Raw genomic sequence first — 12,166 nt, 5'->3', positions numbered from 1 at the left:
CTAAGGCAGAGGCGATGGGTCCCCGAAGAATCCGGCCAAATGCGCAATTTTTCCTTGTGCATCCAGATGAACAAAATCATGTCCCGCAACCATGACCGAGCCATCGGGCGCCACCATGTGCCACGTAAAATGGACCACGTCATGATGTGATGTCGGGCCGCTGGTAATGTCGACGCGGCCATTCGCATCCTTCAGGACATTCCCAATATGCGCGCACAATTCCTTTCGGCCCGAAACATCAGCGGTTGGATCTACATATCGACCATTTTCTGCGAAACACTGCGTCAGCAATTCAAGGCGCTTATTCGCATCAGTTTCCTGCCAGGCAGCTCCATACTTGGCTATTGTCCGGGTCAGTTCCTTCATTCGACTTCTCCGCATCCAAGAGACATGAAATACCTGTGACTGTATCAGTGTGGTGAATGATGGCCATTTTGGACCAAGTTTTTTGGGGTAAAATAATACCTATTTTTTAACCTGCTGTAATTACTTAATTAAATCACGTTTGCATGTATTGACCGGGGATTGCAGTAGGTCTAAACCCCATCCATCGAATTCGGGCCGCTCCTCCAGGGGCGGTCTTTCACATCAAACAGGACTATCCTGCCATGAAAACCTTTTCTGCAACACCTGCAGACATCGACAAGAAATGGATCCTGATCGACGCCGAGGGCGTTGTTCTGGGCCGTCTTGCCTCGATCGTCGCCATGCGTCTGCGTGGCAAGCACAAAGCGTCGTTCACCCCGAACATGGACATGGGCGACAACGTCATCGTAATCAACGCTGACAAAATCCAGATGACCGGCAAGAAGCGCGAAGAAAACTTCTACTGGCATACTGGCCACCCGGGCGGCATCAAATCGCGCACCAAGCAGCAGATCCTCGAGGGTGCACACCCCGAGCGCGTCGTGACCCAGGCGGTCAAGCGCATGCTGCCGGGCAACCGTCTGGCGCGCCGGCAGATGACCAACCTGCGCGTTTATGCCGGTGCCGAGCACCCGCACGAAGCCCAGGCCCCCGAAGTTCTGGACGTTAAGTCCATGAACAAGAAAAACACCCGGAGCTAATGACCGATGGCTGATCAGATCAATACTCTCGAAGAGCTGAGCGCCGTCGCAGGCGTTGAAACCGTGGCCGAAGAAGTCATCGTGCGTGAACCCGTACGTGACGAGCTGGGCCGTTCCTACGCTACCGGCAAGCGTAAAGACGCTGTTGCCCGCGTTTGGATCAAGCCGGGTTCCGGCAAGGTTACCGTGAACGGCAAGGATCAGGACGTCTACTTTGCACGTCCCGTTCTGCAGCTGATCCTGCGCCAGCCGTTCCAGGTTGCCGGCGTGGAAGGTGAGTTCGACGTTGTCGCAACCGTCAAAGGCGGTGGCCTGACCGGTCAGGCCGGTGCGGTCAAGCACGGCATCTCGAAAGCCCTGCAGCTGTACGATCCCAGCCTGCGCGGCGCCCTGAAAGCCGCTGGCTTCCTGACCCGCGACAGCCGCGTTGTGGAACGTAAGAAGTTCGGTAAGCGCAAGGCACGCCGTTCGTTCCAGTTCTCGAAGCGTTAATAAGCTACAGAGATTCAGAATTCAGACGGTCGCAAGAAATTGCGACCGTTTTTTTGTTCAGGCGCTTGCGCCAGTTGCAGGTGATAAACCGCTGGTTTCGTTTGAACGCAGGTTAATGTTCAGCTTTGCTTTGTTGCACCGCCGCTTCGGCGAGGCCCATGAACCTTTGCCTAATCTGATCAAGTTTGCGCTTGTTCATACGGCGCGACCAGCGTCGTATGGGTATCATCTGCTTGCTGCCAAAACTGTCGATCCATACCCATCGCCCGGACCCGTCCGAGAACGACTGATAGACAATATTTCCAGCATTCTTGTTGCTGATAAGGACCTGTTCTTCGACCAACATGTCAAAGTGTTTGTTCAGTGAATCCAGATGCTCCTGCGTGAGACGCCCGCTTTGGGCCAGCTCCTTAAGGCTGGGTGACAATTGGCCGTCCGGTTCCGAGATACGCTCATACATCAGCGCAAGACCCAGATTGGTTTGGATGACGCCGCGGACTTCACAGACCGGAATAGGTTCGTCTCGGTTCTGATAGCGAACCATCAGGTCAAAGGACTCATGAAATTCGCGCAAGAACCCTTTGAACACAGTAGACCGGCGAAAATGACGGTCGAACCACGTGTCCGTCACCAGGTTCGCGTTTTCGTCCTGGGTATGCGGTTGCGGAATTTTCAGAAGCGTGTCCGGCGAGTCAGGGTGTTGATAAACAAACTGACGGTTTCCCTGCGCTATGACTTCGCAGTTTTGCAGGTTCAGCCGATTTTCGATTCGAGATGTAGCCATACCGCCAGATAATAACAGTTTCGTAACAGCGCAAGCTTAGCGGGTGCCGAGATCAGCGCCATGCCTCCAATACGCAAGACCCGCCCAAGCGGGCGGGTCGTTGTTGTTGAATTCAGGTAAGGAGTGTCCCTGAGCTATTCCTCATAAACCAGTTTCCAGGCTCCGTTTTCAACCACGTTGACATAGACTGAATCGGCGCCCTGATGATCATCGGGGCCGAATGACATGTGATTCCCGATCAACTCGTCCTGATAGTCCAACGTTTCCATCGCGGCGATGAAGCTGTCGTGCGTCAGATCAGGGCCTGCGGCCTCAAGCGCCATGACCATCATTTCCGCCGCTGAATACCCCAGCATCGCAAAGCCCACCGGGTCTTCGCCGGTAGCCGCTTTGTATTCTTCAATGAAGGCTTCGGGCGCAGGTTCATCTGCCCGCGCCCACAAGTCCTGCCAGGAGGCTGCGGCGTAAAAGCCTTCGGTCACGCCGCCGGGCACCTGGGCGACCACAGTCAGGAAGCTGGCCGAGGTGCCGAGGAATTTCATATCCTCAAGGCCCATCTTCTTGGCAGTGCCCACAACGGTAATCGCCTGCCTTACCCCAAGCGCTATCGTCACGATATCGCAGCCTTCATCCCGCAATTTGCTGAGCGAGCCGACGAAATCCGTCTCATCCGGCTTGTGCGTGGTCTCGGCGGCAAAGCTGATGCCTGCTTCTTCCGCACCTGCCTTCGTTCCTTCAAGGATTTCTTCCCCGAAGTCTGTTGGCAGATACATGCTGCACACCGCCTGAGACCCGAACTGATCGGCCAGATACTTCACACCAACACGGCTTTGATCGAAGTAGGTCGAGAAGGACGTGAATTTGTTGCGCATGGGCTCCTGCAACATCTGACGCGCGGCTGTCAGAGGGGCAACGTTGGGAATCCCCTTTGGATCCAACAGCTTGAACCCCGCCAAGTTCATTGGTGTTCCCAGCGATTGCAACATGGCAAAAACCTTGTCGCGATTCAGCAGCTTGTTATAGCCCTGCATGGCGCGTGGCATCTGATAGCCGTTGTCTTCGACGACAAAGCGGATAGTCCGGCCATGAACGCCACCTTCGGCGTTCACGCGGTCAAAGACCACATTTGCGCCCTTTGTGGCAGGAACACCAACTGCAGCGAAGATCCCGCTCAGATCATTGACCGAACCGATGACGATTTCACTATCAGTGACGCCCTGCGTTTCGGCCATCGCCAGATTCGGCGAAACCGAAAGGGCGGCGAATGCTGCCAGTCCTTTCATCACGTTCTTCATGTTCATCCTCCCTTTGGGGTACACCATGTCTATTCGTACATATTTTCAATGAGATGTGCGTACTTCTTTTCAACAAAACTCCGTTTGAGTTTCATCGTGGCGGTCAGTTCGTCATCATCGGCAGTTAGCAGAACGTCGATGAGGCGAAAGTCCTTGATCTGCTCAACGCGGGCAAAGTCGTCGTTGACCGACGAAACCTCGGCGCCGATCAGATCCCGTATTTCGGGGGCTGCACACAGGGACGCAAAGCTTGAAAACGGGATTTTCCGGCCTTGCGCGTATCTTTCTACGTTTTCCTGGTCAATCATGATCAGGGCGGTCAGATACTTGCGCTGATCCCCGATGATGACCGCGTCCGAAATGTAGTGGCTGAACTTAAGGCGGCTTTCAATTTCGGCCGGGGTGACGTTCTTGCCGCCAGCTGTGATGATGATATCTTTCAGGCGTCCCGTGATGGACACAAAGCCATCTTCGTCGATGCGGCCCATATCGCCTGTTTTAAGCCAACCGTCGGCCGTAAATGTCTCGGCCGTTTTCGCGTTGTTGCGCCAGTAACCCTGGAAGATGTTCAACCCTTTGATCTGAATTTCACCTTCGTCCGAAATCCGGATGTCGTTGTTCGCGACAGCCTTGCCGATAGAACCGATCTTGTTGTCTGTCAGCGTGTTGATGGACGCCAGCCCGGCTGTTTCCGTCATGCCGAACCCTTCGATCAACGGCACGCCGATGGCCCAGTACCAATTCAGCAGCTCTTGCGAAATCGGCGCTGCCCCTGTGCCACCGCGCCGAATTCGATCCAGCCCCAGCATGCGCCTGAGATTTCGCAGCACCAGCCCGTCCCAAAGCCAGAAGGACGCGGACACACCCATCGGAACAGGCCTGTCGGAAAGCAGGTATTCAGCGCGGCGGTAGCCGGCCTTCAGGGCCATTCCATAGGCTGCGCGCCCTATCGGCGTAGCCTCCTGCGCCATGATCTGAACGTGTGAGAAGATCTTCTCCCATACCCGCGGAACCGCCGTGAAGGTTGTGGGCGAAACCTCCTGCAGGTTGGCAAAAACCGTCTCCGGGCTTTCCGCGAAGTTCACCGTGCACTTCGCGGCCAGGGGGAAGAATACCGATACATCCCGTTCCAGAATGTGACACAGAGGCAGGAAACAAAGCTGTTCGTCACTGGCCATGGTCGGCATGGAGTGCGCTCCGGCTTCGATGGCGGCCAGAATGTTCTCGTGACTCAGCATTGCGCCTTTCGGCATTCCGGTGGTGCCGGACGTGTAGACCAGCAATGCCGTATCCGGAGGTGAGGCTTTGGCAATTTCTGCCGAAAACCGATCCGGTTCTTCTGCAGCGGCCTGTCTCCCGATCTCATACAGGTCATCGACCATCAGGCAATGTGGATGATCCAGGTCGTGCAGGCCTTCGTCCTCAAGGATGATGACCTTCAAAAGACCGGGGACGTCGCCTTGTATCTCGAGATACTTGTCCAGATGCTCTTCGTTTTCGACAATCAGAAATCGGCTGCCGCTGTCATTTATCAAATAGTTCAACTGCTTGGCCGAGTCAGTTGTATAAACCCCTGAAGCGATGCCACCGACGGCCTGAATGCCCATGTCGAACCAGGCCCATTCTTTGCGGTCCTCGGAAAGGATTGAAACGACCTCGCCCCGTTGCAGGCCAAGTTTCCGCAGTCCAAGCCCGATCCATTCGGCATGTTTCCAGTAGTCATTCCACGAGTAGGACTTCCAGATACCATAATCCTTTTCGCGGTGTGCCGTCCGGCTACCCAGTTCCAAACAACGTTTTCGGAACAACTGACCGATGGTGATGCAGCCATCCACGCAAACCGGGCGCTGACCTGGCATTGCATTGTACTGAACACCGTTGATCGTAGTCTGAGGGGGCAGGGGGCTGATATTCATCGCCTACCTCCACGTCTTTCTGCGTTTCCAACGCCGGTTTTCGCGCGCACCGTCCTCTTGCACGCCCAGATAGAAGTTCCTGATATCGTCGGATTTCATCAGATCGCCGGAAGGGCCGTCCATGACGATGCGGCCGACTTCCATCACGTATCCATAATGTGCCAGTTCCAGCGCTGCGTTTGCGTTCTGTTCAACCAGCATCATTGTCATGTTCTGTTCTTCGTTCAGACGTTTCAGGATGCCAAAAATCTCCTGCACCAAAATGGGTGATAGCCCCAGCGACGGCTCATCCAACAGCATGATCTTCGGGTTCGCCATCAGTCCGCGCCCGATTGCCAGCATTTGCTGTTGCCCCCCCGAAAGCGTCCCGGCCTCCTGATGCCGCCTTTCTTTCAGGATCGGGAAATAGGAAAAAACCAGTTCCCGGTCCTGCTCGACACGTGTTCTGTCGGTCGAAGTATAGGCTCCAAGGCTCAGGTTCTCGTCCACTGTCAGCAACGGAAAAACTTCGCGCCCTTCAGGGACGTGCACAATTCCTTTCCGAACGACGATGTGCGGTTCGGCCCCCTGAATGTCGCAACCTTCAAAGCTGATCTGCCCCTTTTCCGGGTCCATTACACCCGAGATCGTTTTCATCAGGGTCGTTTTGCCAGCACCATTCGCGCCCAGGATGGAAACGATCTGGCCCTCGTGTACCTCCAAAGATACACCGCGTATAGCCATGATAGGGCCGTAGAAGCTTTCTACATTGCGGATGGTCAGGATCGGTTCGCTCATGAAGCCTTCCCCAGGTACGCTTCGATAACGGCCGGATGCGACTGAACTTCTGCCGGTGTTCCCAAGGCCAGCCGGGCACCATCCGCCATGGCCAGAACCCGATCTGACACGCCGGACACCAACCCCATATCATGTTCCACCATCAGCACAGTGATTCCCATTTGCCGCCTGATATCGTCGATCCACCATCGCATGTCAGTTGTCTCTTCAACGGAAAGACCCGAGGCCGGTTCGTCCAGCATCAAAAGGCCGGGTTCGGTGGCCAATGCCCGCGCTACCTCGACGACTTTGCGGACACCGTAGGGCAGGCTCGATATCATCTTGTCGCGAAAGGCCTGCAGGTCGAGGAATTCAATGATCTCTTCAACCTTCTCACGGTTTTCAACCTCCTGTCTTTTTGCGGACGGTGTGAACAGAACCTGAGAAAGCAAATTAGCTTTACGATGCCGATGCCGCCCGACCAGCAGGTTTTGCAGGACCGTGGCATGCTCGAACAGTTCGATATTTTGGAATGTGCGCGCAACACCAAAACCGGCAACGCTAGAGGGTTTAACCCTCAGCAGATCATGTCCGTCGAATTTGATGGATCCGGAAACTGGATCATAAAACCGGGATATCAGGTTGAAAACGGTAGATTTTCCCGCACCATTCGGACCAACGATTGCGAAAACCTCACCCTTTTCAACTGAAAACGACAAGTCATTTACGGCCGTCAGTCCGCCAAACTTGAGGGTGACGTTTTCGAAGTTCAGAAAACTCATCTCAGACGCTCCGTTCTGAGATAGGATTTCTGCCTTTTGAACATATCTCTTCGGTAGAAGGGAAACAGCTCAAACCATGTGCGTATTTTCAGCCAACGGCCGTAAATGCCCATCGGTTCAAATAGAATGAACCCGATCAGGATCATCCCGAAAATACCAAACTCCAGTCCCGGAATGGCGACCGTGTTCCCGCCGATCAAGGCCCCGACGTATTCCTTAAAAATGGAAAGGAATTGCGGCAGGAAACCAATGACGATCGCGCCCAGAAAGGCACCGTGGATTGATCCAAGCCCGCCGATCACGATCATCATCAGCAACTGAATCGAAATCAGGACACTGAAAGTCTCGTTATTAAATGCGCCGGCAAACATGCCCATCAGCGCGCCAGCCCAGCCCGTGACCATGCAGGACAAGGCGAACGAGATCATTTTGGTTCGGGCAATATCCACGCCCATGGCCTGTGCGGATACCTCGGAATCCCGCACGGCGATAAAACTGCGCCCCAAAGGCGAGCGCAGAAGGTTGATATAGCCCAATGTGACAACAACCGAAATTGACAGAACCAGCCAGTAGAACCAGGACGGCGTTGCCCAGCGATCCACCGGATGCCCGAAAATCTCGACCCCGCCCAAATACTTACCCGAGACACCTCCGGTAATGGGTTCGGCCAGCACTATTATGTCATCCATGAGAATGGACAAAGCCATCGTGAAGATCGCCAGGTAAATCCCATGCAACCGCAGGGCAGGGATGGCAACAGTTACTCCGGCGATGCCGGTCAGAACCCCGGCCAGCGGAAACGCGACCACAAAGGGAATTCCAGCCTCGATCAGAATGACATTGGCGTAACATCCAACGGCCAGAAAGGCAGCGTGACCCAGGCTGACCTGACCGGTGTGGCCGGTCAGCAGCATCAATCCCAGTCCTGCGACCGCCCAGATCAGAACGTTTGTCAGTTCACCAAGATAGAAATCGTCCAGCCACCAGGGTGCGGCGGCGGCGATGGCAAGCAAGGCCAGATACATTCCCAACTGGTACCCGTCCTTCCACGGTCTGATGTCCTGCAAGTAACTTGTTTTGAAAACAACACGCATGATCAGACCTTCTTGATACGTACTTGGCTGAACAATCCGTTGGGTCGGAAAACCAGCACGGCCAGAAGCAAGGCGTAAGGGGCGATCTGGCTGTAACCCGCCGCGATGTAACGGCTTGCAAACGGTTCGATGACCCCAACAATCAACCCACCCGCCAAAGCGCCGGGCAAGCTTCCGAAGCCGCCGATAACCGCAGCCGCGAAGGCCTTGATGCCAAGCAATCCTGTTGTCGGGTCGACCGACCCCTTGGCGGCGAACAGAACACCCGCAATAGCTGCGACAACACCTGCCAGTGCCCATACAAAGCCCTGAACGCGCCGCACCGGGATGCCCATGTAATAGGCCGCCAGTTGGTTCTGCGAAGCCCCCTGCATCGCCAGCCCGAGCTTTGTTCTGTTGAAAAACGCATAAAGACCCCAGGTCAGAACAAAAGTGACGCCAATGACGGCCACGTCTTCCATCCCCAGAACCAGTCCGCCGAACCGGACCTCTTTGCCCGCCAACGGGTTTTGCAGAGTTTGCGGCTCGTGCCCCCAGATCAAACCGGCGGCGAACCGGATGACAAAGCCCAGAGCAATTGTCAGGATTACAACGGCAGTCTGACTTTCACCAAACAGGCGTCGGATAATCAGACGCTCGAGCAGATAGCCCAAAGCGCCCATCACCGTGAAGGAAATTGGCAGAGCAAGCCAGAAAGGCAGTCCCATATATTCGGTATTCGTCAGGCCGATGGTCACGAACGCCCCAAGCATCATGAAATCGCCCTGTGCGAAATTCACGGCCTCCGTTGCTTTGTAGATCAGCACAAAGCCAAGCGCGATCAGACCGTAGACACATCCGTTTGCCAACCCGCTGACCAGCAACTGCGCGTTGTCCAAAATCACCTCCCACGTCCGGTATGTCCGGCATCATTGGTGCCCGGTCGTTCGAAGGACGCCGCGGCTTGAAAATACTATGGCGCGATAATCACCGTTTCGTAACTCTTTTTTCGCGGCCCCAGTAGGTTGACGGCAAAATTTCCCGAGATAAGCCTTTCTGAAATTTCATTTTTCCAGCGCTCATTCTCCGCAAAGGGCCTTGGGAAAATGGGAACAAGTGCATTGTTGGATAATGCAAGACGGGGGCCGGTCCGGAAACCGACCCCATCAGATTTATTGCTGCGTGAACAGCTGCTGCAGTTCCTGAATTTTCAAAGCAATCGTTTCCGGCGAAGCCTTGATTTCATCCAGAATCTTGATCGTCTGTGTCTTGACGTCTTGAGTCAGAGTGCTTTCCTGAACCGCTGCAACCATCTTGTCATAGTCAAAGTTCTGCAGGGTCAATGCGCCTTCTTCGATCCAGGACGAAAGCAACTCTTGGCCTTCGCTGCTCAGCGATGCGACCTGCTCGCCGGCCTGATCGGCCAGGTCTGTTGCGGTCTGTCCGGCCTGCTCGGCAAGCTCTGCCGCCTGATCCGAGATGGATGAGGCGGCTTCACTGGCCTGCTCCGTTGCGTTTTGCAGCGCTTCGCTGGCGGCATCCTGCACGGCGGATGCAGCTTCGCTGGCCGCGTCGGCTGCATCCTCGGCGGCCGATTGCAACTGTTCTGCCGGTGTCGGCTCGGGTTGGTTCAGGATGTAATAGGCGCCTGCGCCAATGGCGGCGATGGCGATTCCGATAATTAAAGTGCGCGACATGAGTGTCTCCTTCAATTCTACTCGGTCGAGATGGGTCAAATCTATCCTCGGGCAAAGGGGGAAATCTCTGGATTTCTTTGCAAATTCGGATCTTGGGCCACAGCACGCTGATCCGACTGTGCAACAGCGGCAAGAATGTGCCGCTACGTTGGTCCTGGGTGTTGGCTTTCTTGAAAAAGACCGATCCGGTGATTGACGTCGGGCTGTTTAGAAAGAAACACTCTCATGTTTTTCAGGCAATGATTTTGTCTTCTTTCAACCGCGTACAGGCGAATGTTAACGCGACAAAAGCCACAACACGCCGATGCACCAACCTCCTAAGTCGGCTCAAACAATACTTGTGGGGAGTATGGCGGAGAGACAGGGATTCGAACCCTGGGTGGGCTTGCACCCACAACGGTTTTCGAGACCGCCCCGTTCGACCACTCCGGCACCTCTCCGCGGGGGTCTGTGAGGGGGGGATTTAGTGAGGAACGCGCAGGGGTGCAAGCGGAAAATTCCCGAATTTCGAATTGGACTGATTTTCCATTGCCTGTCATTCTAAATCACCTAGGCTCTTACTCATGATGAAGCTTGTTCGAAACGTCCTTCTGTCCGTGCTGATGCCGTTGATTGCGGTGGCAGCTATGGCGCAATCGCCTTCTGCTGCCAGCAGGGACCGGATTGAGGCCTTCCTGACAACGACCGGGTTTGATGTTGCGCTGGAAAGTATAGCTCTGACGTCGGCGTCAGCCCCCAAAATGCTTGGTATCGATCCTGAGGGGTTCGGATCGGACTGGACGCGCCTGGCGGAAGAAGTTTTTGACCTCAAGGATATGCACGAAATCGCCGTATCAATCCTTGAACAGACGTTGAGCGACGACTCGTTGAACCACGCCGTAGAGTTTTATGCGTCGGACCTCGGCCAACGGCTTGTCGAGGCTGAAAATGCCTCTCATCTGTACGAAGACGAGGACGACAAACAAAAACAGGGGCAGGAGATCATTTCAGAGCTTGTCAAAGACGGCTCGCACAGGGTCGAAACCCTGAAGCGCATGAATCGTGCCGTCGATTCAAGTGGAACCGCCCTTCGTGCGCTGCAGGAAGTGCAACTGCGCTTTCTTTTGGCGGCCAGCGCGTCTGGAGTTATCGACCTGCAGTTCAGCGCCGATGAATTGCGGGAAATGCTGCGCCGTAACGAAAGTGGGATGCGTCAGGCGATGCAATTGTCGGCTCTGGCAGGCGCCGCATATACTTATCAGGACTTCTCGGACGAGGATGTCGAAGCCTACACAAAAGCTCTTGAGCATCCGCAAATGCAGGAAGTTTATGAGCTGCTGAATGCAATTCAATACGAAATCATGGCCATGAAATTCGAAATTCTGGCGGCCCGGATGGCAGAATTGCATCCAGCTCAGGATATCTGATGCGTCTTGTTATAGGATTACTTATTGGACTGTTTGCATGCGGAACGGTCGCTGCATCCGAAAAGGTGGATCAACTTGCCGAGGCATTGCAGCTGAGCCAAATCATGGAGATCCTTCGGAAGGAAGGTCAGGCGCACCGGCAGGAACTGGATGAAACCCATCTGGACCAAAAGGGCGGCTCATTCCTGGAAGCGCAAGTCGAGGATATTTACGACACCGTCTGGATGCAGTCCCAGATAACCTCGGCCCTGACCGAGAATCTGACCAGCGTTCATATGGATCAGGCTATTCTGTTTTTCGAAAGCGCTGTCGGCAAAACTGTGGTGTCACTGGAAAACTCGGCGCGGGATGCAATCTCGGACGAAACGATCGAGGAGATGGCCCGGCACGCGTATGAAAATGAGCCCCGCGACGACAAGTTCTTCAAGCTGGTGGATGAGTACATTCAGGTCAATGACCTGATCAATCAGAACGTTCAGAACTCTCTCAGCGCTGATTTCTTTTTCTTTCGCGGCCTTGATCTGGAAGAAAGCCAGGATGACGCCGAACTCTGGGCCCAGCTATTGGCGCAGACAAAGGAAAGGACTGAGGACGCTACCGTTTGGCTGTATTCCTTCCTTCTTCTGGCCTATCAACCCCTGACCGAGGCGCAAATGCGAGAGAACATCGCCTTTTCCCGTACAGACACAGGCCGAGCCCTGAACAAGGCGCTGTTTACGGGCTTTGACCAAATGTTTGACGAGATTTCGTATCAACTGGGCAGGGCGGTTGCGCACTCGATGAGGGCATCTGATCTTTAGCACCGCATTGGTGTTGACTTTCTCGGGCAATCTATGGATAAGCGCGCATCCCGGCCGGAATCTCCGCGCCGGGTCTCGTTATTATTTGACCTCAGGGT

The 12,166-nt window shown here is 54.7% G+C and carries 13 protein-coding genes and 1 tRNA gene; 4 read left to right on the top strand and 10 right to left on the bottom strand.

Features of this window, described 5'->3' with window-relative positions; all coding sequences use genetic code 11:
- Window positions 1-366, bottom strand: a complete 366-nt coding sequence (locus ACR0MI_RS02980) for a nuclear transport factor 2 family protein (RefSeq protein ID WP_170615061.1) — start codon at window positions 364-366, stop codon at window positions 1-3.
- Between the two features lie 242 nt (window positions 367-608).
- Here ACR0MI_RS02980 and rplM point away from each other — a divergent pair, with 242 nt between their 5' ends.
- Window positions 609-1,067, top strand: coding sequence for a 50S ribosomal protein L13 (gene rplM / locus ACR0MI_RS02975; RefSeq protein ID WP_170816544.1), 459 nt, complete (start codon window positions 609-611; stop codon window positions 1,065-1,067).
- A gap of 6 nt (window positions 1,068-1,073) precedes the next feature.
- On the top strand, window positions 1,074-1,559 hold the full coding sequence (gene rpsI / locus ACR0MI_RS02970) for a 30S ribosomal protein S9 (protein WP_170615060.1): 486 nt from the start codon (window positions 1,074-1,076) through the stop codon (window positions 1,557-1,559).
- A gap of 112 nt (window positions 1,560-1,671) precedes the next feature.
- Here the strand turns inward: rpsI and ACR0MI_RS02965 are convergent, their stop codons facing one another.
- From ACR0MI_RS02965 to ACR0MI_RS02925, 9 genes are all read right to left on the bottom strand, one after another.
- Complete coding sequence (locus ACR0MI_RS02965) at window positions 1,672-2,343, bottom strand: YrbL family protein (protein ID WP_170615059.1); 672 nt, start codon at window positions 2,341-2,343, stop codon at window positions 1,672-1,674.
- Between the two features lie 134 nt (window positions 2,344-2,477).
- A complete protein-coding gene (locus ACR0MI_RS02960) occupies window positions 2,478-3,638 on the bottom strand; it encodes an ABC transporter substrate-binding protein (protein ID WP_480853586.1) in 1,161 nt (386 codons plus the stop codon).
- Between the two features lie 29 nt (window positions 3,639-3,667).
- Window positions 3,668-5,554: an AMP-dependent synthetase/ligase gene (locus ACR0MI_RS02955; RefSeq protein WP_480853583.1), complete on the bottom strand. Its 1,887-nt coding sequence runs from the start codon at window positions 5,552-5,554 to the stop codon at window positions 3,668-3,670.
- 3 nt (window positions 5,555-5,557) lie between these two features.
- A complete protein-coding gene (locus ACR0MI_RS02950) occupies window positions 5,558-6,331 on the bottom strand; it encodes an ABC transporter ATP-binding protein (protein WP_170615056.1) in 774 nt (257 codons plus the stop codon).
- Window positions 6,328-7,092, bottom strand: coding sequence for an ABC transporter ATP-binding protein (locus ACR0MI_RS02945; protein WP_170615055.1), 765 nt, complete (start codon window positions 7,090-7,092; stop codon window positions 6,328-6,330). Before ACR0MI_RS02945 ends, ACR0MI_RS02950 begins: the two co-directional genes overlap by 4 nt.
- Window positions 7,089-8,186 (bottom strand): branched-chain amino acid ABC transporter permease, encoded by a 1,098-nt coding sequence (locus tag ACR0MI_RS02940; protein ID WP_170618990.1) that lies wholly within the window; start codon window positions 8,184-8,186, stop codon window positions 7,089-7,091. Before ACR0MI_RS02940 ends, ACR0MI_RS02945 begins: the two co-directional genes overlap by 4 nt.
- 2 nt (window positions 8,187-8,188) lie before the next feature.
- Window positions 8,189-9,064, bottom strand: coding sequence for a branched-chain amino acid ABC transporter permease (locus ACR0MI_RS02935; RefSeq protein WP_170615053.1), 876 nt, complete (start codon window positions 9,062-9,064; stop codon window positions 8,189-8,191).
- 273 nt (window positions 9,065-9,337) lie between these two features.
- A complete protein-coding gene (locus ACR0MI_RS02930; RefSeq protein ID WP_170615052.1) occupies window positions 9,338-9,862 on the bottom strand; it encodes a hypothetical protein in 525 nt (174 codons plus the stop codon).
- Between the two features lie 350 nt (window positions 9,863-10,212).
- A tRNA-Ser gene (locus ACR0MI_RS02925) sits at window positions 10,213-10,302 on the bottom strand.
- A gap of 123 nt (window positions 10,303-10,425) precedes the next feature.
- Here ACR0MI_RS02925 and ACR0MI_RS02920 point away from each other — a divergent pair.
- Entirely contained in the window at window positions 10,426-11,268 is an 843-nt protein-coding gene (locus ACR0MI_RS02920; protein WP_170615051.1) for a DUF2059 domain-containing protein, read from the top strand.
- Window positions 11,268-12,068 (top strand): DUF2059 domain-containing protein, encoded by an 801-nt coding sequence (locus tag ACR0MI_RS02915; protein WP_480853579.1) that lies wholly within the window; start codon window positions 11,268-11,270, stop codon window positions 12,066-12,068. Before ACR0MI_RS02920 ends, ACR0MI_RS02915 begins: the two co-directional genes overlap by 1 nt.
- The last annotated feature ends 98 nt before the right edge of the window (window positions 12,069-12,166 follow it).

It is taken from the genome of Ruegeria sp. D4, from assembly GCF_056534475.1.
This window is presented reverse-complemented; position numbering and strand designations above follow the sequence as displayed.